Source organism: Streptomyces sp. NRRL B-3229 (assembly GCF_000719505.1).
In the GTDB taxonomy this organism is placed as follows: Bacteria; Actinomycetota; Actinomycetes; order Streptomycetales; family Streptomycetaceae; genus Streptomyces; species Streptomyces griseorubiginosus.
In genome coordinates, this window is the sequence record NZ_JOGP01000023.1 from 101,352 (window position 1) to 124,261 (window position 22,910).

General features: G+C 69.6%; 19 protein-coding genes. 13 read left to right on the plus strand and 6 right to left on the minus strand.

Going from position 1 to position 22,910, the window contains the following annotated elements; translation table 11 throughout:
• Positions 1–38 precede the first annotated feature (38 nt).
• The 3 genes from IF54_RS0131130 to IF54_RS0131140 all read right to left on the minus strand — a co-directional run bounded on the left by IF54_RS0131130 (position 39) and on the right by IF54_RS0131140 (position 2,634).
• On the minus strand, positions 39–560 hold the full coding sequence (locus tag IF54_RS0131130) for a hypothetical protein (RefSeq protein ID WP_051735605.1): 522 nt from the start codon (positions 558–560) through the stop codon (positions 39–41).
• Positions 561–571: 11 nt separating this feature from the next.
• Positions 572–1,078, minus strand: a complete 507-nt coding sequence (locus IF54_RS0131135; protein ID WP_030324818.1) for a SigE family RNA polymerase sigma factor — start codon at positions 1,076–1,078, stop codon at positions 572–574.
• Positions 1,079–1,194: 116 nt separating this feature from the next.
• On the minus strand, positions 1,195–2,634 hold the full coding sequence (locus IF54_RS0131140; RefSeq protein WP_030324820.1) for an RICIN domain-containing protein: 1,440 nt from the start codon (positions 2,632–2,634) through the stop codon (positions 1,195–1,197).
• A 392-nt stretch (positions 2,635–3,026) separates the two neighbouring features.
• Here IF54_RS0131140 and IF54_RS0131145 point away from each other — a divergent pair, with 392 nt between their 5' ends.
• Positions 3,027–5,366 (plus strand): alpha-L-fucosidase, encoded by a 2,340-nt coding sequence (locus IF54_RS0131145; protein WP_030324822.1) that lies wholly within the window; start codon positions 3,027–3,029, stop codon positions 5,364–5,366.
• An 81-nt stretch (positions 5,367–5,447) separates the two neighbouring features.
• On the opposite strand, the gene IF54_RS0131150 is transcribed toward IF54_RS0131145, so the two are convergent.
• Positions 5,448–6,209, minus strand: a complete 762-nt coding sequence (locus IF54_RS0131150) for a FadR/GntR family transcriptional regulator (RefSeq protein ID WP_030324824.1) — start codon at positions 6,207–6,209, stop codon at positions 5,448–5,450.
• A 310-nt stretch (positions 6,210–6,519) separates the two neighbouring features.
• On the opposite strand from IF54_RS0131150, the gene IF54_RS0131155 reads away from it, so the two are divergent.
• The 12 genes from IF54_RS0131155 (at position 6,520) to IF54_RS44010 (ending at position 20,868) form a co-directional block, all read left to right on the plus strand.
• Positions 6,520–7,884, plus strand: coding sequence for an ABC transporter substrate-binding protein (locus IF54_RS0131155; protein WP_030324826.1), 1,365 nt, complete (start codon positions 6,520–6,522; stop codon positions 7,882–7,884).
• On the plus strand, positions 7,881–8,795 hold the full coding sequence (locus tag IF54_RS0131160) for a carbohydrate ABC transporter permease (RefSeq protein WP_030324828.1): 915 nt from the start codon (positions 7,881–7,883) through the stop codon (positions 8,793–8,795). Before IF54_RS0131155 ends, IF54_RS0131160 begins: the two co-directional genes overlap by 4 nt.
• 97 nt (positions 8,796–8,892) lie before the next feature.
• Positions 8,893–9,747, plus strand: coding sequence for a carbohydrate ABC transporter permease (locus IF54_RS0131165; RefSeq protein ID WP_030324831.1), 855 nt, complete (start codon positions 8,893–8,895; stop codon positions 9,745–9,747).
• An 8-nt stretch (positions 9,748–9,755) separates the two neighbouring features.
• Positions 9,756–11,756: a hypothetical protein gene (locus tag IF54_RS0131170; protein ID WP_030324833.1), complete on the plus strand. Its 2,001-nt coding sequence runs from the start codon at positions 9,756–9,758 to the stop codon at positions 11,754–11,756.
• Positions 11,753–12,100 carry an L-rhamnose mutarotase gene (locus IF54_RS0131175; RefSeq protein ID WP_030324835.1) on the plus strand — a complete coding sequence of 116 codons (348 nt, stop codon included), beginning with the start codon at positions 11,753–11,755 and terminating at the stop codon, positions 12,098–12,100. Before IF54_RS0131170 ends, IF54_RS0131175 begins: the two co-directional genes overlap by 4 nt.
• 38 nt (positions 12,101–12,138) lie before the next feature.
• Positions 12,139–13,044, plus strand: a complete 906-nt coding sequence (locus IF54_RS0131180) for an amidohydrolase family protein (protein WP_037820837.1) — start codon at positions 12,139–12,141, stop codon at positions 13,042–13,044.
• 112 nt (positions 13,045–13,156) lie between these two features.
• Positions 13,157–14,200, plus strand: coding sequence for a (R,R)-butanediol dehydrogenase (locus tag IF54_RS0131185; RefSeq protein ID WP_030324838.1), 1,044 nt, complete (start codon positions 13,157–13,159; stop codon positions 14,198–14,200).
• Positions 14,197–14,958, plus strand: coding sequence for an SDR family oxidoreductase (locus tag IF54_RS0131190; protein WP_030324840.1), 762 nt, complete (start codon positions 14,197–14,199; stop codon positions 14,956–14,958). Before IF54_RS0131185 ends, IF54_RS0131190 begins: the two co-directional genes overlap by 4 nt.
• The gene (locus tag IF54_RS0131195) at positions 14,955–15,584 is read left to right on the plus strand and encodes a bifunctional 4-hydroxy-2-oxoglutarate aldolase/2-dehydro-3-deoxy-phosphogluconate aldolase (protein WP_030324841.1); all 630 of its coding nucleotides are present in this window, start codon (positions 14,955–14,957) and stop codon (positions 15,582–15,584) included. Before IF54_RS0131190 ends, IF54_RS0131195 begins: the two co-directional genes overlap by 4 nt.
• Positions 15,581–16,618 (plus strand): sugar kinase, encoded by a 1,038-nt coding sequence (locus IF54_RS0131200; RefSeq protein ID WP_030324842.1) that lies wholly within the window; start codon positions 15,581–15,583, stop codon positions 16,616–16,618. The genes IF54_RS0131195 and IF54_RS0131200 overlap by 4 nt, the downstream gene beginning before the upstream one ends.
• 33 nt (positions 16,619–16,651) lie before the next feature.
• Positions 16,652–17,662 carry an aldo/keto reductase gene (locus IF54_RS0131205; protein WP_030324844.1) on the plus strand — a complete coding sequence of 337 codons (1,011 nt, stop codon included), beginning with the start codon at positions 16,652–16,654 and terminating at the stop codon, positions 17,660–17,662.
• Between the two features lie 50 nt (positions 17,663–17,712).
• Positions 17,713–20,868, plus strand: a complete 3,156-nt coding sequence (locus IF54_RS44010) for an RICIN domain-containing protein (protein ID WP_030324846.1) — start codon at positions 17,713–17,715, stop codon at positions 20,866–20,868.
• Positions 20,869–20,946: 78 nt separating this feature from the next.
• Here IF54_RS44010 and IF54_RS43660 read toward each other — a convergent pair whose 3' ends face one another.
• The gene (locus tag IF54_RS43660) at positions 20,947–22,125 is read right to left on the minus strand and encodes an RICIN domain-containing protein (protein WP_234439108.1); all 1,179 of its coding nucleotides are present in this window, start codon (positions 22,123–22,125) and stop codon (positions 20,947–20,949) included.
• A 22-nt stretch (positions 22,126–22,147) separates the two neighbouring features.
• Positions 22,148–22,910, minus strand: a 763-nt coding sequence (locus IF54_RS43665; protein WP_234439104.1) for a right-handed parallel beta-helix repeat-containing protein, incomplete at its 5' end; no start/stop codon positions are given.

The window sequence follows — 22,910 nt, forward strand, 5'->3', positions numbered from 1 at the left end:
TGCTGAAGACACTCGGGGCGGAACGGGGCGCTCGGGGGTTACGGCGTGACGAGCGAGGTCGAGACCGACGGAGAGTCGCTCTGCCAGGTCGCCGTCCCCGTGGGCGGGGGCGAGGTGGAGCCCGCGGAGGGCGGGGGCGAGGTCGAGGAGGACGTCGTCCCGGTCGCGGCTCCCGTCGTGTCCGGCGCCGTGGGCGGTGTCGTGGTCACCGTGTCACTGCTGGTGTGCGTGGGGGCGCCGGTCGTGGCGGTCGGCGCGGAGGGGCCGCTCGGCGTGGTGTCGGGGGTGCCGGGCGGGGAGGACGTCCACGGTGTGGTGGTGACGGTGGGGACCGGGTCGTGATCCGCGGGTTCCACCTGGGAAGGCGCCTGGGGCAGCAGGAACAGCCCGAGGCAGAGCCCGGCGACGGCCAGGACGGAACCCGCGGCCCTGCGTGCGGCCCTGATCCGGCGGCGGTGGCGCACCCCGGCCCGGAGCCGCTCCCCGTGCCTCGCCTCGAAGGGCGTGGGCACCTCACCGTCGCGCATCATCCGCGCCAGTTCGCGCTCGAAGTGATCCATGGGGCCCTCCTTCACTGGACCGGCTCGATGACGTCGGCCAGGAGCCCGCGCAGTCGCGCGACTCCCCGGGCGGCGTGGGACCGAGCCGTCCCCACCGGGCATCCGAGCACTTCAGCGACCTGGCCCTCGGGAAGGTCCTGGTAGTAGCGCAACACCACCGCCACACGCTGCTTCGGCGGCAGTTGAGCCAGTGCCGCCTCCAGCCGGGACCGCTCCGCCACGTCCGCGGAGACATCCGTGGCCATCGCCGTCTCGGGCAACTGCTCGACGGGGCGCTCGCCCCACCAGCGCCGCTGACCTGCGCGGGCGGCCGCACGCACCATCACCTTGCGGACGTAGGGCTCCGGAGCCTCGTCCGCGACCTTGGGCCACACGAACCACAGCTTGACCAGGGACTCCTGGACCAGGTCCTCAGCCCGGTGGCGGTCGCCGCCGACGAGCAGCCGGGCGAGGTGGATCAGCGTCGACCAGCGGGCCGCGACGAATGCGTCGAACTCACGGGCCCGAGCCTGCTCCATCCGCACTGTCCCTGCTTTCCCCTGGTTGCCTACACCTTGAGAAAGGCAACGGGCCCCGGTGCACGCTGCACTCGGGGCCCGTGATCTGGATCACGCCGACAACTGCGGCCGGACGGTCAGACCGTGCGCTGCTGGAACTGCTGGTTGGTGGCGGTGGTGCTGCACGTCCACTGGATGAGGCGGGTGCCGTTGGCGGTGGAACCGTTGGACACGTCCAGGCACTTGCCGCTGCTGCGGGCGACGAGGCGGTGGTAGCCGTTGCCCTGGTCCTGCGGGAGCCACTGCTGGTTGCTGCCGCCGGTGCAGTGGTACTGCTGCACGAAGGCGCCGTCGGTCGTGGCGTTGTTGGCGATGTCCAGGCACTTTCCGCTGTGCTCGGCGATCACCTGGACATAGCCGCCCCCGGCGTCCTTGAACCGCCACTGCTGGTTGAGGCCGCCGTTGCAGTCGTACTGCACGACGTCGTAGCTGTCGGCTGCGGAGTTGTCCTTGACGTCGAGGCACCTGCCGCTGTGCCGGGCGACGAAGGTGGTGTAGGGGCCGCCCCCGACACCGGTGACCGTGCCCGCGGCGGTGTCGACGGCGATCTGCGGATACCACGGCAGGTCCATCGTCCTGCTGGTGGGGAACGTCAGCGGGAGCCACACGTACCGAGAGTCGTTCACGGTCCCGCCGAAGGAGTTGCCCCAGCGGTCGCCCATGTACAGGTACGAGGTGCCCGACGTGCCCTGCACGGGCAGGACGTAGGTGGTCTGGGAGCCGTAGGCCGTGGCGTCGCCGACGTCCGTCATGGCCGTCCAGGGGCCGGCGAGGCTGGTGGCGGTGGCGTAGCGCTGCTGGTTGGGGTTCCATCCGCTGGTGGTGGAGCTGAGCATGAAGTAGACGCCGCCCCGCTTGAACAGGGCCGGTGCCTCACGGAAGGCGCCCGGCCACGGGTTGGCGACCAGGCTGTCGATGCCCGTGTAGTCGGCGGTCAGCCTGTATATGTGCAGGTCGGCGTTGTTGTTCGCGGCGGAGACGAAGTAGGCCGTGCCGTCGTCATCCTTGAACAGGGTGTCGTCGCGGGACATCTCGCCGAGCGGGCGGAAGCTGCCCTGGTAGGTGTAGGTTCCGTCGACCGTGTCCGAGACCGCTACGGCCGCGCGGGCCTGGTTGTAGTCGGTGGCGGTCTCCTTGTGCATCCACATGACGAACTTGCCGGTGGTGCTGTTGTAGATCACCTTGGGCCGCTCGATGTTGGCGGAGGCCAGTTCCGGGGCGCTGCTCTGCGTCAGCGCGTTGTTGCGGAACTCCCAGTTCTTGAGGTCCGTCGAGCGGTACACCGAGACGGCCTTGAAGGAGTTGTCCGGATTGCGATTCTCCCCGAACCAGTAGTAGTAGCCGTTGACCTTGATCACGCCTCCTCCGTGGGCGTGGACGACGGCTCCCGTGGTGTCGGTGAACTGGGTTCCGTTGGTCACGGTGAGCGGGGCGGCCTGCGCGGGCGCGCTCAGGGGCAGGAGCCCGAGCGCGCCGAGGAACATGGCCGACAAGAGCAAGCAGGCACGACGCAGCATGGTGACATGCCTTTCTTCCCACTGCTTGGATAAATGTCTGAAGGTGTTGGTTTCCGCTGGAGCACGGTAGGACCCGACCGGGGGCGCGTCAACGGGTCGAGCCGGACCCTTCTCCCAGCAACGATCCCCCTCGTACGCTTCCAGACATCCAACCTCTGGCCACGGCTCGGTAGATCTCGGTGCGGGACTCCGGGCATTTCTCAGAAACTTCTCGCGCGAGGCTGGACAAGAGGCACCTACAGACCCCTTAATCCATCCTATGTCTGTCGGTGCAGCGACAAGACCAAAGCACTTCCCCCAGAGCCCCGCAGACACCGATCGAGCCGTCTCGCCACGGGCCCGATGATCGTCCCTGAGCCCTGCTTCCTCATGTCCGAACAGGAGAACTCACGGTGCCGGACTCCTTCTCCCGCAGATCAGTTCTGGCCGGTATGGCAGCCATGACGGCGGCCGCCGTGGTCGGACCCGTCGCGGCGTCCGCTCCCGCCTACGCGGCTGCGGCCGGCTCTCCCCTGCCGCTCCCGCCGTTACGGATCCCCAAGGTCGACCTCGGCCTCGAACAGCAACCCGACTCCAAGATCCAGTGGCTTCAGGACGCCAAGCTGGGCATGTTCATCCACTGGGGCGTGTACTCGGGTCCGGCCCAGGGCGAGTGGTACATGCACAACGCGCCCGTGACGCCTGCGAACTACCGGAAGTACGTCACCGACGCCACGAGCGAGCAGTTCACCGCGGACGCCTACGACCCGGCGGCCTGGGCGCAGTTGGCCAAGGACTTCGGTGCGCGGTACACGACCCTGACCACCCGCCACCACGACGGCTTCGCGCTGTGGCCGCTGAACCACCCCAACGCCTGGAGCTCCGGACAGGCCCCGCTCAGCCGTGACTTCGTCAAGGACTACGTGGCGGCGGTGCGGGCGGCCGGGCTCAGGGTCGGTCTGTACTACTCCCCCATCGACTGGCGCTATCCCGGCTACTACGACGTCACCGGCACCAACTGCGCGAGCAATCCCTGGGGTTACACCACCGATCCGGCGCACAAGGAGAACGCCCGGATCATGAAGACCGAGGTGTACGAGTCGGTCAAGGAACTGGTCACCCAGTACGGCGTCATCGACGACCTGTGGTGGGACGGCGGCTGGGTCGCCGAGCAGGGCAGCGATGCCGACGGGGCGTTCTTCTGGGAGCCCGGCCAGTTCCGGGACACCGCCAACCAGTGGCCGGTGGACGCCACCTACGGCGAGACGGACGCCGCCGGCAGACCCCTGGGACTGATGGGCATGGTCCGCAAGCACCAGCCCGACATCGTCGCCACCTCACGCTCGGGCTGGGCGGGCGACTACGACAGCGACGAGGGACCCTCGGTCCCGACCGGGGCGATCCGTACGGGCAGGCTCGTGGAGAAGGTGTTCACCGTCGGCGGCGCCTGGGGCTACAAGCCCTCCGTCCCCGTCATGAGCTACGGCACCGCCATGAACATCCTGGTCAACTGCTGGATCCGCAACATCACCGCGATGGTCAACGTCGGCCCGGACCGGCACGGCACGGTCTCCGCCGACCAGGCCGGGCTGCTGCGGCAGATCGGCGCCTTCATGAGCGCCTGCGGCCAGTCCGTCTACGGCACCCGCGGCGGACCCTGGAACCCCGTCGACGGCCAGTACGGCTTCACGTACAAGGGCAGCACCTTCTACGTCCACCTGCTGCCCGGCTACAGCGGCTCGTCCTTCACCACCCCGTCCGTCGGCGATGCCCAGGTGACCCGGGTCTTCGACGTGCGCTCCGGCGCGAACCTGTCCTACTCCACCGGGAGCGACGGCCGTGTCACCGTCACCGGCATCGACCGCACGACCCACCCCCAGGACAGCGTCGTCGGTGTCGTCCTCGACCGCAGCGTCCAGCCCGCCGACATCGCGGCCGGCAGAACCGTGACCGCCGACAGCGAGGAGGCGTCCAAGGGCAACACGGCGGCCAAGGCGGTCGACGGGTCCACCTCCACCCGCTGGTGCGCGAACGACGGCGGCACCGGCCACTGGCTCAAGGTCGACCTGGGCTCCACCCGCTCGCTGACCGGCGCCCGCATCGCGTGGGAGCTCGACAAGGCCAACTACCGCTACCGGATCGAGGGTTCCACCGACAACAGCGCCTGGACCGTCCTCGTCGACAACACCACCACGACGAGTACGAGTCAGGTGCAGACGGCGGCCTTCCAGGCGCAGGCGCGCTACGTACGCGTCACGGTGACGGGTTTGCCCACGTCGGTCTGGGCGTCCATCCGCAGCCTGGAGGTCTACGACCGACCCTTCAGTGCGGACCTCGGCACCTTCAAGCTGGTGAACCGCAAGAGCGGCAAGGTGCTGGACGTCGCCGACGCCTCGACCGCCGACGGCGCCGGGCTCATCCAGTGGCCCTGGACCGGCGGGACCAACCAGCAGTGGACCCTCCTGCCCGACTCCGACGGCTCCTTCCGGCTGCGCAACGTCAAGAGCGGCAAGGTCCTCCAGAGCGCGGACGGCACCCAGGGCTCGACGCTGGTCCAGCAGCCGGACAACGGTGCCGACAGCCAGTGGTGGAAGCTGGCCCCGTCGGCGACCGGCGGTTACCACCGGCTCGTCAACGTCCGCACCGGCTGGTGCGCCGACGTCACGGGCGGATCGACCGACGACCGCGCCGCCGTCATCCAGTGGCCCGTCACCGGCGGCGCCAACCAGGACTGGCAACTCGTCACACTGTGACCGGAGTTCGATGGGGTCTGCCGCACGTGCGGCGGGCCCCTTCGGCACTGTTCAGGGCCCCCGGACAGCCGGCGCCGGACATCAGCCGAACAGGCGCCGCTGGATCTCCCGTCGGTAGTCCTCCAGCGTCCGGTCGAGGTGTACGGCCGTCGCCTGGGCGGCCTCGTCCGGCCGGCCGTCGCGGATGGCGCGGTAGATCGCCTCGTGTTCCTCGACCGCGGAAGCGGTGCCCTCGTTGAACGTGTTGTGTATGCCGATCGCGCTGGACTGGCGCTGGAGGCGGCGGGCGTCGCGCACCGCGCTGCCGAGGAAGGTGTTGTGCGAGGCCGTGGCCACCGCCGCGTGGAACTCGTCGTCCCCCTGGTTGAAGACGTCGACCTCACCGTGGACGTACCCGTGCCGGCACTGCTGCATGGCGACCTCGATGGTGCGCAGTTCGGCGGGCGTGGCACGGGTGGCCGCGAGCCGGGCGGCGGCCATCTCCTGGACCCGGCGGAACTCGAACAGCATGAGCACGTGATCGAGGTCCACGGGCCGGAAGAAGCCGCCCCAGCGACTGGTGATCAGCATGCCGTCGTCGTCCGCGACGAACAGACCGCGCCCCTTGTGCGCCCGCACCCGACCGAGCGCCGAGAGGATCTTCACGGCCTCCCGGACCACCGCCCGGCTGGTGTCGAGCTGCTGGGCCAGGTCGTTCTCCGTGGGCATGCGGTCACCGGGCACCAGGCGGGACTCGGCGATGAACTCGAGGATCCGCTCCGCCACGATCTCGTAGCCGGGCCGGTAGTCGCGCCGCTCCTCCGATCCGTTCACCACCGCTGCCACGGCGGGCGTGTCTTTCATGTGTCCTGCCTCCGGGTGACTGCGACGAGGGTGACTGATCGGCCCTGGAGCCGCGCTCATCGTACCCCAGGCTTCAATAAGTCGTACTCATTTAGCTGAAGCTCGATCATGAATCCGTGAAGCTTTTGACCGCTTACAGGGCCTTTTAACTGGTTTTATGGCCCTCAAAGGTCAACGTGCCATGCCCGCCAAACGTCGAAAAAAGAACGACACACCCCTTGACGGGACATCTGATATGGCGGCTAATTTCATCCGCGGCGGTAACGCCAGAGCCGTCAGAAGCCCTCATGGACACCCAGTGGAGTCGCTCATGTCCGTCTACAAGCCTTCGGCCGCCCGGGAGACAGGGGCCAGCGGGAGACGAGCCGCGTTGCTGGCCGGCTGTGCCGCCACCGTGCTCCTCACCGTCACCGCCTGTGGCGGCGGTGGCACCAGCGGCACGACCAACAAGGACGGATTCGCCCAGGCCGCCCAGAACGACGGGGCGTTGACCGTCTGGGTGGACGCGACCCGCATGGACGCGGCGAAGCAGTACCAGGCGTCGCACCCGAACGTGAAGCTGAACATCGTCAGCTACGACGGCGACGCCAACGGGTCCAACTACCTCCAGACGAAGGTCCAGTTGTTCAACCGCACCGGCAAGGGCTGGCCGGACGTCGTCTTCAGCTCCCAGAACAACGAGGCCAGCTGGGCCGTCGACGCGGGCTTCGCGGCTCCGCTGAACAAGGGCCTCGTCCCGGACGCGACCCTCAGCGGGTTCGCCAAGGGCGCCAACGACGTCTGCACGGTCGACGGCACGCTGTACTGCCTGCGCAACGACCTCTCCCAGGCGGTGCTCTGGTACAACGCACCGCTGCTGAAGAAGTTCGGCTACACCGTCCCCACGACCTGGGAGGAGTACCAGGCGCTCGGCGAGAAGGTCGCCAAGGAGCACCCCGGCTACCTCGTGGGCGATGCGGGTGACTCCTTCACCCCCGAGATCTACCTGTGGGCGAGCAAGTGCGGCGCCAACCACATCACCGGCCCCAAGGCCGTCTCCGTCAACACCACCAGCGAGGCCTGCACCAAGATGGCCAAACTGCTGGACGTACTGATCAAGAACAAGTCGATGTCGGTCAGCGGTGTCTTCAGCACCGACTTCGCCAAGAACGAGGCCGACAAGGTCCTGCTCATGCCCGGCCCGGCGTGGTACGGCGGCGCGGTGTTCAAGGACGGCCTCAAGACCCCGTCCAAGCAGATAGCGGTGGCGCCCATCCCGCAGTGGCAGGGCGACACCTCCCCCTCCACCGGCAACGTCGGCGGCGGCACCTGGCTGCTGTCCAAGCACTCCAGCCACCTCAAGGCGGCCACCGACTTCCTGAAGTGGGTCACCACCGACAACGCCTACCAGGGCGAGAAGGCCCCCGGCTTCCCGGCCTACGCGCCGGCGGCCGAGAACTGGCTGAAGGCGCAGGCCGCCTCCGGGTACTACGCCAGTGACCTCACGGCCCTCAAGGACGCCTCCTCGCAGGTGTGGTCCGACTGGGGCTCGGGCCAGTTCAGCCAGGAGGCCATCTGGGCCGCCACCGTCAAGCCCGGCATCACGCAGGGCAAGACCATCGAGTCGCTGCTGCCCGCCTGGCAGGACTCGATCGTCAAGTACGCCCAGGCCGACGGCTACAAGGTCGCCAAGTGACCGTCACGCACTCCTCGGCCGGCTCTGTCCGGGGGCGCCCTCGCGGCACCTCCCGGCAGAGCCGGGCCGGCGTGGCATTCGTCGCCGGCTATGTGCTGCTGCTGATCGCCTTCGGCGTCCTTCCGACCTGTTACGCGATCTACTTCGCGTTCACCGACGCCGGAGGCGCCTTCACCGGCCTCTCCAACTTCGTCACCACGGCGCAGGACTTCCGTTTCGTCGACTCGCTGGGCCATGTGGCCCTGTACCTGGTCTTCTGGCTGCTGTCCCTCGTGGTGTTCGTGGTGGTCCTGGCGCTGCTCCTGCACAAGCTGTCCTCCGGACCGCTCAGTCAGGCACTGCGCTTCCTCTACTACATCCCAGGCGCTCTCGCCGGCGCCGCGAGCGTCCTGGTGTGGCTGTTCATGCTCGACCCGACCGTCAGCCCGGTCAGCTCCCTGCTGGAGACGCTGGGCTTCCACACCTTCGGCGAGGTCATCGCCCCCGGAAACCTGGCGCTGCTGTTCACGATCATCGCGTTCTGGACCGGCGCGGGCGGCTGGATCGTCGTCATGTACGGCGCGCTCAACAACATCCCCAAGGACGTCATGGAAGCCGCGCGCATCGACGGCGCGAACGGCTGGCAGACCGCCTGGCGGGTGCAGATCCCCATGCTCCGCAAGTGGATCGTCTACATGGTGATCCTGGCCTTCGCGGGCGGCGCGCAGCTCTTCGTCGAGCCGCAGCTGCTCTCCCTCGCCAGCACGGGCGTGGCCGGCCGCGACTACTCGCTCAACCAGCTGACGTACGACTTCGCCTTCCAGATGAACAACATCAACGGCGCGGCCGCGGTCTCGGTGGAGCTCCTGGTCGTCAGCGTGTCGGTCGCCGGTGTCTTCGTCGCACGATCGGGGTTCTTCGATGCCGACTGAGACCCGGCCCACTCCCCCTCCCACCGCTCAGGCCGCGAAGTCGACGAGCCGAACCCGGCACGGGGAACGGCAGCAGCGCCGCCGGCCCCCGCGGAAGGTGGCCTCCCGGCTGCTGGCGGGCTCGGTGCTCACCGTCTTCGTGGTGTTCTTCGTCCTGCCGGTGCTGTGGCTGCTGCTCGCGGCGACCAAGACCGACCAGCAGCTCGTCCACGACAACCCGCTGTCCTTCGGGTCCTGGCACGCGCTGAAGGCCAACTGGCACGCGCTCACCGCCTTCCAGGACGACGCGATCCTGGTGTGGCTGCGCAACTCCGCCGTCTACGCCGCGATCTCCCTGGTCATCACGCTCTGCCTGGCCATTCCGGCCGGTTACGCGCTGGCGATGACCGAGTTCCGCGGCCGGCACACGCTGCTGATCGCGACCCTGGTCGTGATGCTGATGCCGAACGCCACGCTGGTGGTGCCGCTCTTCCTGGAGATCAACGCGGTGCATCTGATCGGCACGATGTGGTCGATCATCCTGCCGTACTCGTTCTACCCGTTCGGGGTGTACCTGACGTACATCTACTTCACCACCGCCGTGCCCAAGGACCTGCTGGCCGCGGCGCGGATGGACGGCTGCTCCGAGTTCGGTGTGTTCCGTCATGTGGCCCTGCCGCTGGCCACCCCCGTCATCGCGCTCGTCGGGTTCTTCAGCTTCGTCGCCAATTGGACGAACTACTTCCTGCCCTACGTGATGCTCCCCGAGAGCGACCAGATGCCCGTCCAGGTGGGCGTCGGCAGCCTCCTCAGCAACGTGCCGTCGTTCAACCCGACCGTCGGCGCCCTCGCGATCGAACGCCCGCAGTTGGCACTGGCGACGCTGGTGGCCATCACACCGGTACTCGTCGTGTTCCTGTTCGCCCAGCGCTTCCTGGTCAGCGGAATGCTCGCCGGCGCCACCAAGGAGTAACAGCTCTCATGCCCTACAGCCCCGACCCCCACGCATCCGGCGCAGAGACCCCGGCCTCCGACCGGCCCCAACCCGACGTCACGGCCGGAGTCCCGCTGCTCGAACCACCCGGCTGGGCCATCGCACAGCGCTCGCTGTTCGACCTCCTCGACCACGCCTGGCGCCGCTTCGCCCGCGACTTCACCGGCCCCGACGGACGCCTGAACTACACCGGCCCGCTGACCACCCGCGACGGCGTGGACGACTTCTACGAGGTCTTCTTCAACTGGCCCCAGCTGTACCTCCTCGGCGGCGCCGACGACCTGCTGCCCGCCAGCGAGAAGCACTGGGAGGGCGTCACCAGGCAGCTGACCGAACTGGACATGCTGCGCGACGAGTACGAGCGCGGCTACGACTGGTTCCACCAGGGCGAGAGCCTGCTCCTGCTCTACTTCCTGTGCATGGCTGCCCCCGACCGGTGGCGTGAGCGCGCCCTGCGCTTCGCCGAGCTGTACGTCGACCCCGCCAAGGGCAACTACGACCCCGGGCACCGCATCATCACCCGCCCCCACAACGGCAGCGACCCCGAGCGCACCGGCCTGTTCGACGGTGACGTGTACCCGTGGCTGCTGAAGGAGGCCGAGACCTACGGCTACCCGCTCGAATGGCTGCCCGAGGCCCAGGACGGTCCGTACCCCCTCTCGGCGGACCCGCGGCTCGGCGACCAGATGCGCGACCGGATGGGCGTCGGCGACACCACGATGAACCTGGCCGCGGCCGGTCTGGTCCTCAACGCCTGGATCCTGTCCGGCGAGGAGCGCTACCGGGACTGGATCGTCGAGTACGTGGACGCCTGGCGCGAGCGCACCCGCGAGAACGGCGGCCTGATCCCGGACAACGTCGGCCCGGACGGGGTCGTCGGCAGCCTGCTGGACGGGCGCTGGTACGGCGGCCACTACGGCTGGTCCTGGCCCCACGGCTGGCACAGCCTCGGCCACGCGGCCTGCGTGGGGGCGCTCGCGGCGGCCACGGTCACCGGCGACGACGACTACCTCTCCATGGTCGCGACCTCCCTCGACACCCTCATCGCCCAGGCCAAGGTCATGCCCCACACGGAGGCCGACTCCAGCCTGCCCTCCAAGTGGGCTGTCGAACTCGGTCCGGACCGGCACACGCCCACCCTCCACCTGCCGTTCCGCCACAACGACTCCGGCTGGTTCGACTACAACCCGGCCACGCCCCCCGTACCGGTGGCCCTGTGGCACCACACCTCCTCCCAGGCCGACCGCGCCCGGCTGGAGGGACTGCGCGAAGCGGACGCGATCGACTGGCGCACCGTGCGGCCGTTCCGGTCCAAGGAGGACTCCGGGCACGAGAAGGCGTGGTTCGCCTTCCTCGCCGGCGACGACCCCGACTACCCCGAGCGCATCCTCGCCACCGCCCAGGCGCAGATACGGCACCGGCTGCGGCGCATCGACCGCTACCGCGACCTGGACGTGCCCGAGGCCGACATCCATGTGTGGCAGCTGTGCAACCCGGTGGTCACCGAGGCCCTGGTGCAACTGACCTGGGGCGGCCCGCAGGTGCTGTACCAGGGCGGTCTCCAGCAGGCGCGGCTGCGCTACCACGACGCCGAAGCCCGCCGCGCAGGCCTGCCCGCCGACGTCGCCGCGCTGGTCACCTCCATCGACCCCGAGGCGACCACCGTCGAGCTGGTCAACCTGGCCCCCGAGACCGACCGCACGGTCATCGTCCAGGCGGGCGCGTTCGCCGAGCACACCATCACCGACGTCCGGTACACGACGTGCACGGACGACGGCTGGATCGGCGACATGTACGACTACGGCCACTCCGAGCCGGTGGTCTCCGAGGCCGAGGCCCCTTGCGACGGCCCGTACCTGACGGTCCGGCTGCCCGCTTCCACCCGTATCCGGCTGACCCTGCGACTGGGGTTGCGCACCCGCACACCCAGCTACCGCACACCGTTCGACAGGTCCCGCTCCGACGACACGACAGGGGAATCGGCATGAAGCGCATCGCCCAGACCATCAGGCTCCGCCCCGAGCACCGCGAGGAGTACCTCCGGCTGCACTCGGCGGTATGGCCCGGCGTCGAGGCCGCCCTGCTCCGCGCGAACATCCGCAACTACAGCATCTACCTCCACGGTGACGTGCTGTTCGCGTACATGGAGTACATCGGCGACGACTTCGAGGCGGACATGGCGTCCATCGAGGCCGACCCCGAGACCCAGCGCTGGTGGAAGCACACCGATCCGTGCCAGGAACCCTTCCCCGACCGGGGCGAGGGACGGCAGTGGACCGAGCTCCCCGAGGTATGGCACCTCAGCCCGCCCGCCGACGACGCCACCGCCTGACCCGGCCCGCACCAGTCCGACCCCACTTGGATCACCTCGTGAACGCACCCGTGCTCATCGACGCCCACCACCACCTGTGGGACCTCGACCACCGTCCCCAGCCGTGGCTGGACGACCCCGGCGTGGCGTCGATCCGCCGCACCTTCAACCCCGAGGACCTGCGCTCCTCCGCCACCCGGCCCATCGCGGGCCGGCGACTGCACGGCACGGTCGTCGTCCAGTGCGTCGCGGAGGTCGCCGAGACCGAGGACCTGCTCGCGCTCGCCGAGCGGGAGCCCCTGGTCCAGGCCGTGGTCGGCTGGGCCGACCTCACGTCACCGGCCGTCGGTGACGTACTCGACAAGCTGCGAGCCGGGCCGGGCGGCGGACACCTGCGCTCCCTGCGGCACCTCGTCCAGGGCGAGACGGACCCGAACTGGCTGCAACGCCCCGACGTGGAACGCGGGTTGAGGACGGCCCGGGACCGCGGACTGCGCTACGACGTCCTCGTGCGCGACCACCAGCTCGACCAGGCGATCCGGCTCGCGGAACGCTTCCCCGACCTGCCCCAGGTCCTCGACCACGCGGGCAAGCCGGACCTCGTCGGGCAGGACCTCACCGCCTGGGAACGCGGGATCCGACGGCTGGCCGCACACCCGCACGTGGTGTGCAAGGTCTCCGGTCTGGTCACCGAGGCCGACCACACCCACTGGACAACCGCCGACATCCGCCCCGCCTGGGACGTCCTGGTCTCCGCCTTCGGCCCGGAGCGGCTGATGTTCGGCTCGGACTGGCCGGTCGCCAACCTCGCCGGGGGCTGGAACCGTTGGGCCGCCACCGTGGACGAACTTCTCACCGGCTGGAACGCCGACGACGTCCAGGCGCTCCTCGCCGGCACCGCGAGCACGTTCTACGGCCTCGCCGCGGCGGCCGCGGAGAGCGACACCACGGCCCCTGCGGCCTGATCCCTCCGCTCCCCTCCCGAACCCGCACGAACCAGCGCCGGACCCACCGCCCCGGATGCCGAGCCAGTCGGCATCCGTGGGTGCCGTCCGCGCCGAAGGGACCCTGACCCCCATGACACTTGCCGCCCGCTATCTGTCCGCCCGCACCCTGGACACGGCCCCCGCCCCCAGCGCGGCACCGGGCCCCGGTGAGGTGGAGCTGGCCCCCGCCTTCGTCGGCATCTGCGGCACCGACCTGCACATCTTCCACGGCGACATGGACGCCCGGGTCACCGCGCCCGCCGTCCTCGGACACGAGATGTCCGGACGGATCGTGCGGGTGGGCCCGGACGTCGAGGACTGGGCCCCCGGTGACGCGGTCACCGTGATGCCGCTGCGCTGGGACGACACCTGCCCTGCCTGCCGCAACGGCCATCAGCACATCTGCCAGCACCTGGACTTCATCGGCATCGACTCCCCCGGCGCCATGCAGCAGCGCTGGACCGTCCCCGCCGCCACGCTCATACGGCTGCCGGACTCCCTGCCGCTGGACCGGGCCGCCCTCGTGGAGCCCACCGCGGTCGCGGTGCACGACGTCGGCCGGGCCGGGGTGCGCGAGGGCGAGCGGGTCGTCGTGGTCGGCGGCGGCCCGGTCGGCGTCCTGATCGCCCTGGTCGCCCAAGCCGCCGGCGGGGACGTGCGGGTGGTGGAGCTGAGCGCCCACCGGAAGCTGCTCGCCGAGGAGTTGGGCCTCACCGTATGGGACCCGGCCGCCGAGGACCTGGCCGCACTCGTGCGGGAGTGGACCGGGGACGCGGGAGCGGACGTCGCCTTCGAGGTGTCCGGCGCGCAAGGCGGCGTGGACACCGCCGTCGACGTGCTCGGTGTGCGCGGCCGGCTGTGCCTGGTCGCGATCCACTCCCGGCCCCGGGAGGTGAACCTGCACCGCTTCTTCTGGCGCGAACTCACCCTCGTCGGCGCCCGGTTGTACGAGCGCTCCGACTTCGAGCGGGCGGTGACCCTGGTGGCCGACGGCACGATCCCCGCGGACCGGCTGATCAGCAAGGTCGTCCCGCTCACCCAGGCACCGGCCGCCTTCGAGGCGCTGGAGGGCGGCGGCAACGTGATGAAGATCCTGGTGGACTGCACCGACGAGGCCCGGGAGGCCGCCGTATGAACGCCTTCGACCTCAGCGGACGGCTCGCCGTCGTCACCGGCGCCCGGCGCGGTATCGGCCGGGCCATGGCCCGCGCGCTCGCCGAGGCCGGCGCGGACGTCATCGGGGTGAGCGCCTCGCTGGAGGAGTCCGGCAGCGCGGTGGAGAAGGACGTCACCGCCGCCGGCCGCACCTTCGAGGCGATCCGCACCGACTTCGCCGACCCCCAGGCGGTCCGGGCCCTGGGCGCGGACCTCGCGGGCCGGGAGCGGCCGGTGGACATCCTGGTCAACAACGCGGGCACCATCCGCCGGGCCCCCGCCGCCGAACACCCGGACGCGGACTGGGACCTGGTCCTCCAGGTCAACCTGAGCGCCCAGTTCGCGCTGGCCCGCGCGGTCGGTGCGTCGATGGTGGCGCGCGGCCGGGGCAAGGTCATCTTCACCGCATCCCTGCTCAGCTTCCAGGGCGGCATCACCGTCCCCGGCTACACCGCCGCCAAGCACGGCATCGCGGGCCTGACCAAGGCGCTGGCCAACGAGTGGGCGCCGCACGGCGTCAACGTCAACGCCCTCGCGCCCGGTTACATCGCCACCGACAACACCCAGGCCCTCCAGGACGACCCCGTGCGCAGCAAGGCGATCCTGGACCGCATCCCGGCCGCACGCTGGGGCAGCGCCGACGACCTCGCGGGTGCCACCGTGTTCCTGGCCTCCGATGCCGCCGCCTACGTCCACGGCACCGTTCTCCCGGTCGACGGCGGATGGCTGGGCCGATGACCGCCCCCCTCGCCGAGCTGCTCGCCGAGGCGCGGATCGTGCCGGTCCTGACCGTGCCCGACCCCCGCACGGCCGCGCCGCTGGCCCGCGCCCTGGCGGCAGGGGGTGCCCGCTGCGCGGAGGTCACCTTCCGCACCCCGGACGCCGAGCAGGTCGTGAAGGCGATGGCCGCCGAGGGCGGTCTGGTCGTCGGCGCCGGCACGGTGCTGACCGCCGAGCAGGCGGAACGGGCCGTGGCGGCCGGCGCGCGCTTCCTCGTCTCGCCCGGCCTCGACGACCAAGTCCTCGACGCGGCAAGGGCGTTGGGCGTGCCGATCGCGCCGGGCGTGGCGACGGCCACCGAGCTGATGCGCGCGGTCAGGGCGGGCATCGACACGGTCAAGCTGTTCCCCGCCGAGCCGCTCGGGGGCCGGGCGATGCTGCGGGCGCTCGCCGCGCCCTTCCCCGGGGTGCGGTTCATGCCGACCGGCGGGATCGACGCCGCCGCGCTGCCCGGCTATCTGTCCGAACCGGCGGTCCTGGCCGTGGGCGGCAGCTGGATGGCCACCCCCGCCCTCCTCGCGAGCGGCGACTACGAGGAGATCCGCCGGCTGACCGCCGAGGCCGTGGAGCGGAGCGTGCCATGACCGACGTGATCGCCCTCGGCGAGGTCATGCTGCGCCTCGACCCCGGTGAGGGCCGCATCCGTACCGCCCGCAGCTTCCAGGTGTGGGAGGGCGGCGGCGAGTACAACGTCGTGCGCGGCCTGCGCCGCTGCTTCGGACTGCGCACCGCCGTCGTCACCGCCCTGGCCGACAACGCGGTCGGACGCCTCGTCGAGGACCTGATCCTCCAGGGCGGGGTGGACGCCTCCAGGATCTGCTGGATCCCCGACGACGGCATCGGCCGCACCGCCCGCAACGGTCTCAACTTCGTCGAGCGCGGCTACGGCATCCGCGGCGCGCTCGGTGTCAGCGACCGCGCCCGCACCGCCGTCTCCCAGCTCCGCAAGGGCGATGTGGACTGGGACGCGGTGTTCTCGGGCGGGGCCCGCTGGTTCCACACCGGCGGGATCTTCGCGGGCCTGTCGGAGACCACGGCCGACGTGGCCGACGAGGCGATGGCGGCCGCGCGCCGGCACGGCCTGACCGTCTCCTACGACCCGAACTACCGGCCCAGCCTGTGGGCCGACCGCGGCGGGCCGGAGGGAGCCCGCGAGGTCGACCTGCGGCTGGCCCGGCACGCCGACGTCGTGGTGGGGGCCCTCGGCCTCGCGGGCGAGCATCCGGGCGCCGTACGGTTCACGGCCGACGAGGTTCCCGACGCGCTCGCCGCGGTGGCCGAGCTGCTGCCCGGTGCCGGTGTGCTCGCGACGACTCTGCGCGAGGTGCCCTCGGCGGGTGTGAACGACTGGAGCTCGGCCGCATGGTCGGCCGAGACGGGCTGCATCGCCGGTCCGCGTATGCCCGGCCTGCACGTCCTGGACCGCATCGGCTCCGGCGACGGCTTCGCCGCCGGACTGATCCACGGCCTGCTCGCCAGCCACTCCCTGGAACGCGCCCTCGCCTACGGCACCGCCCACGGTGCCCTCGTCATGACCACTCCCGGCGATGTCTCCATGGCCACTCTCTCCGAGGTCGAGGCGCTCGTCGACGGCGGCTCGGCCCACGTCCGACGCTGACCGGCGTCCCCACCCCCGTCCCAGGAGCACGTCATGCACCACCGGAAGATCTCGCACACGCCGGTCGGCGTCACCGAGCTCGGCTTCGGCGCCGCGGTGATCGGCAACCTGTACCGGGTCACCGCCCCCCAGGCCGCGGCGGCCGCGATCGACGCCGCCTGGGACGCCGGTATCCGCTGCTTCGACACCGCACCGCACTACGGCCTCGGCCTCTCCGAACGCCGGCTCGGTGCCGCCCTTCGCGACCGCCCACGCCACGAGTACGTCGTCTCCTCCAAGGTGGGCCGCCTCCTGGTCCCCAACGAGGACCCGCGGGGCGTCGACGACGAGGGGTTCGTCGTACGGGACGACCTTCGCCGCCAGTGGGACTTCAGCCGCGACGGCGTACTCCGCTCCCTGGAGGAGACGCTGGAACGCACCGGACTGGACCGCATCGACATCGTCTACCTCCACGACCCCGACGACCACTGGCAGCAGGCCGCCGACGAGGCCATGCCCGCGCTCGCCGAACTCCGCGACCAGGGCGTGATCGGGGCGATCGGCGCCGGGATGAACCAGTCCGCCATGCTCGCCCGTTTCCTGCGCGAGACCGCCGCCGACGTGGTGATGCTGGCCGGGCGCTACACCCTGCTCGACCAGTCCGCGCTCGACGACGTCCTGCCCGCCGCGCAGGCCCACGGCAAGAGCGTGGTCGCGGTCGGCGTCTTCAACTCCGGTCTGCTCTCCGAGGACCGGCCCGCCGAGGGCATGAAGTACGACTACCAGGACGCCCCGACCGACCTCGTACGGCGGGCCCTGGCCATCGCCGAGGTCTGCGAGCGCCACGGCACCACCCTTCCGGCCGCCGCCATCGCCTTTCCCTTCGCCCACCCCGCCGTCGTCAACGTCACCCTGGGCATGCGCACCGCGGAACAGGTCCGGCGCAACGTCGAACTGCACGCTCGGCCCATCCCCGGCGGCCTCTGGGACGAGCTGCGCGCGCAGGGGCTGATCAGGACCGACGTGCCCACCACGAACGAGGAGCGGTACCCCCGCCGTTCCTGATCGGCACGACAGCACCACGCCGTCGTCCGAGCACACCTTCTGGAGCCGCCATGTCCACGTCCCCCGCCACCCGCACCCCGAAGAGGGGCAGACCCTCCGCCTCCCGCGGCCTGCGCCTCCTCCCGGCAGCCCTCACGATGGCGCTCTCGGCCACCGTGCTGACCTCCCTCACCACATCGGCCCCTGCCTCGGCCGCGACCCAGGCCACCTATTACGTCGCCCCCAACGGCGACGACGCCGACGCCGGTACGATCTCGGCGCCGTTCAGGACCCTGCAACACGCGCGGGACGTCGTGCGCACGGTCAACGGCAACATGACCGGAGACATCGACGTCCTCCTCCGGGGCGGCACCTACCCGGTGAGCAGCACCATCAGCTTCACCTCGGCCGACTCGGGCACGAACGGGCACAAGATCGTGTACGCCGCCTACCCCGGCGAGAAGCCGGTCCTGGACGGCGGTGTCCCGGTGACCGGCTGGACCCAGCAGAGCGGGAACATCTGGAAGGCCACTCTCAACCGCGACAACAAGCTCCGCGCGCTCTACGTCAACGGCAAGCGCGCCCAGATGGCCTCCAAGACGATCAACTCGGCCGGCTGCTACGCGAATTACAGCTTCCCGTCCCCCACGCCTTCCTGGGCCTGGGACTCGCCGAAGACGACGTGCGACCAGATCAAGTACAGCCTCTCCGACCTGCCCGCCGTCGCCTCCGACCAGGACGACGTCGAGATCAGGACGGCGACGACCTGGACCACGGCCATCGTGGGCGTCAGCCGGATCACCACGAGCTCGGACGGCGCCAACCGCGTGGCCCGGCTCCAGGAGCCGGGCGCCGCGATAGCCCAGGCCGCGTACAACGCCAACTTCCAGGCCACCGGCACCCAGACGTTCATGAACGCGTACGAGTTCCTGGACCAGCCGGGCGAGTTCTACTTCGACAAGTCCACCCACACGGTCTACTACTACAAGGCCGCCTCGGACGACATGACGACCGCTCAGGTCTTCGCGCCGCACAACGTGCCCACCATCATCAAGATCGCCGGCACGTCCACGACCGGCCACGCGAAGAACATCACCTTGTCCGGTCTCACGGTCCAGGACTCCGACTGGAACCTCACCGATGTGGCGGGTTCCGTGTTCCGGCAGGGCCAGCAGGGCAACGCGAGCGCGAACGTGTACACGACGCAGAACTTCCACGCCTACTCGTACCGCAACGTCGACCTGCCACCCGCGGCCGTCCGGATCGAGAGCGCCGACGGGATCACCGTGCAACGCAACACGGTGCAGCACACCGGCGCCGACGGGATCACCCTGGCCAACGACGTGACGAACTCCCAGGTGACCGGCAATTACACCCATGACATCGCCGGATCGGCCCTCACCGTGGGGCACCCCCAGCACGTGTACATCGGAAACGCGGACCCCGACCCGAACGACCCCCACGAGAAGTACCCGGCGAACGTCGAGGGCGTCTGCAAGAACATCACCGTCACGGACAACTACCTCTACGACAGCGCGGTGCTGTTCCAGGGCTCCAGCCCTGTCTCGGCGTACTTCGTCGACACCCTGGACCTGGAGCACAACCGGATCGAGAAGTCCCCGTGGGCGGGCATCACGCTCGGCTGGGGATGGGACAACTTCGACGGTACGCAGAACTCCAACGTCATCCATCCCGGGTCGCCGACCACGACGGCGAGGAACAACACCGTCAAGTACAACGAACTCCTCGACACCATGCAGCTGCTCGGGGACTCCGCTCCCATCTACACGCTCGGCAGCCAGCCGGGCACCGAGATCAGCGACAACTTCATCCAGGGTGAGCCGGCCGGCCACCGGTACGGGATCCACCCCGACGAGGGGTCCGCGTACATCAACGAGCACGACAACGTCCTCGACGTGGACCCGAACGTCATGTGGGTCATGAACACCGGCACCTGGGGACGGCAGCACGACCTGACCGTCACCAACACCTACGGCCCGCGCAACACGATCTTCAGCAAGAGCGTCACCAGCAGCACCATCGACAACGTGCGGGTGTACCGCGACAACGTGTGGCCTTCGCAGGCCTACGGCATCGCCGTGAAGGCGGGCCTGGAGGACGCCTACAAGGACCTCGTCCCCGCCGCCCATACGACCGCTCAGGACTACGCGCTGCCCACCAGCGTCTTCACCGGCAAGGGAGACGTGACCCTTCCGGTGCGCAGCCCGGGAGACCCGACGAAGACGCTCTGGCTGGCTCCCTCCGGTACGACGACGTTCACCGCCGGTCCCACCATGACCATCGCGAGCGGCACGGCGAGCAGCATCAACATCCCGCAGGCGGCCGGTGACTACCGCCTCTACGTCCTCGACGCCCAGGGGAACTCCTCCGCCGCCTCGAAGGCGCTCGTACGGCAGCGCTGGAACCACGTCGACGACAAGGCGGCCGGGGTGACCTACTCCGGCACCTGGTCGAACTGGAACGACACCAAGGACATGAACGGGTCCGAGAAGTTCACGAGCACGGCGGGCAACTACGCCGCGTTCTCGTTCACCGGCTCGGGCGTGCGCTACCTGAGCATGACGCAGCCGAACATGGGCAAGGTCGACGTCTACCTCGACGGCACCCTCGCCCAGGCGGGCATCGACGCCTACGCCTCGACGGTGACCAAGCAGGTGCCGCTGTTCGAGAAGACGGACCTCGCCGCAGGCCCCCACACGATCAGGGTGGTGTGCACCGGCACGAAGAGCGCCGCCTCCTCCGGCACCGTCTGCGCGGTCGACGCGTTCGCCTCCCTCGGGTTCCCCGCGACGAACGCCAACTACAAGATCGTCAACAAGGGCAGTGCCAAGGCGGTCGACGTGTCGGGCGGATCGACGTCCGCGGGAGCCAACGTCATCCAGTGGACCGACAGCGGAGCCGTCAACCAGAACTGGATCTTCAGCCCGGTGGGTGACGGCAGCTACCAGATCGTCAGCCGGAACAGCGCCCTGGTGATGGACGTCAGCGGTGGCGTGACCACGGACGGCGCGAACATCGTCCAGTCGTCCGACACCGACGTCGCGAACCAGCGCTGGACCCTGACCTCGACCGGAAACGGCTACTACAAGATCAGGAACGTGAAGAGCAACGACCTGCTCAGCGTGTCCTCCGGAGGCACTCAGCTCGTCCAGTCGGCGGACATCGGCGCCGACAGCCAGCTGTGGAAGATCGTGAACGTGGACTGACACCCCACATGAACCACTCGGCGGCCGCCCCGTGAACGGGGCGGCCGCCGGGCGTTCGGTGCCCTTCGATTCACTCGGTCACTGGATGGTCCACGCCTGGTTCGACTGGTTCAGTGCCATCCACTGGGCGATGGCGGCCCCGTTGGCCGTCGAGCCGGCGCTGACCTCGAGGACCTGCTTGGTCTCGAAGTTGCGGATGAGATATCCGCCGCTGGTCGGCTCGAAGTACCACAGCTGGTTGCTGCCGCCGTTGTAGGTGTACTGCTGGAGGTTGGTCCCTCGGTAGTGCGTCGCGCCGTTGATGTCGAGGGCCTTGCCGCTGTTCCTGTTGACGATCTTGTAGAGCTGGCCGCTGACCTGGACGATGGTCCACTGCTGGTTGGTGCCGCTGTTGGCCGGCCACTGGACGACGCTCCCGCCGTCGGCGGTGGAGGCCTGGTAGACGTCCGCCAGCTGTCCGCTGTTGACGTTCTTGATGGTGTAGTACGTCGTCGGGTTGACGTTCGGCGTGCCGGTCGCGTCCTCCAGCGCACCGCCGGCCTGCTGCACGCTGAAGTCGGCGATGAAGAAGTAGGCGCCGTCGGTCTTGGCGACCCGCACGTAGCGGAACTTCTGGCGCGCGTCGATGGTGCCCGTGAGTGTCGAGGCGAGCGGCAGGGTGGTGGCGCCCTGGCGTCCCAGCACGGTGTAGGTGGCGAAGGAAGGGTCGTTGGAGCCGCGGATCTCGAACCGGCTTCGCGTCTCGGGCTGGTCGAGGTCCTGTCGCGTCGTCAGGGAGAACTGGCCGAGCCGGTAGGCCTGGCCGAGGTCGGCCTGCCACCAGGCCGAGGTGTCGCTCCCGGTCGGCGACCAGCCGGTGGAGCTGCTGTTGTCGTTGCCGTTCGCGGCAGGCGTCCCGGAACCGTAGACCGACGACGAGGATGCCGGCTTGTTGTAGGCGAGGTTGATCTTGGCTGCCAGCCCCTGGTAGGCGGACTCCAGCCCGGAGGCCTTGATCACCGAGTCACCGGACGTGGTGTTGTTGGTGAGCGTGACGTTGGAGCCGTTGCGGTTCTGGTTGATGAATCCGTCCGTGTGCGACAGCACGTTGTTCGACAGGGTCATGTTGTCCGACCCCTCGTCCGTGTAGAGGCCGGCCACGGCCGAGCCGCAAGCGGCAGGCGAACGCTGCACGTCGTGGATGTAGTTGCCGTTGATGACGGTGCCCGGGTCGTTGGACAGGTGGTAGATGGCGGCCGAGTCGCACAGCCGGTTCATCACGTTGCCGATCCGGTTGTAGCTAGTCCTCGCCGATCCGGGTGATCAGGTTGTTCTTGACGGTGACGTTCTTGACCACCTCCCGGGCGTCCTCACCTGCGGGTGAGGCGGGCGGGTTGTAGACGGTGTGGTACTCCACGGTCGGGTCGGAGAACTTGCCGACCATGATGCCGTTGCCGGCGATGTCGGATATGAGGTTGCCGGTCACCGTGCTGTCGTGCACGCCGTGGGACAGGTCCAGGGCGCTGGCGCCCATCTGCGTGAAGGTGTTGCCGGTGAAGGTGACGCGGTCGGCGTCCGCGGCCTGGACCCCGGCCGGCGGACGGCCTACATACTGCTGGTTGGAGTTGTTGGCCGAGAGGTTGTAGTTGCCGCCCTGGGCGTTGAGGTAGCCGTTGTTCGTCGCTTCCATCCAGGTGGTCCGGGTGAAGGTGATCCCGGAGAAGCGCAGGTCGTGGGCGGGACTGTCGAGGCTCGTGCCCTTGATGTCGAGGAGCGTGGGCAGCGTGGGGGCCTGCACGGTGGCCGTGGACATGTCCTCGCCGGGGCGGGGCTTGTAGTAGACGGTCTGCGCGGCGGTGTCGACGTAGAACTCACCCGGTTCGTTGAGGAACTCGTGGGCGTTCTCGAAGTGCAGCGGAGAGCCGTCGGCGAGGACCGGGAAGGGCCGCTGGAAGAGGATCCCGGCCTCGTGGTCCTGGATCGACACGTTGGCGATGCCGCCCGCGGAGGTGAACGACTTCAGCCGCAGGTAGCTCTCGCCCCACTGCGTCTCCAGCATCATC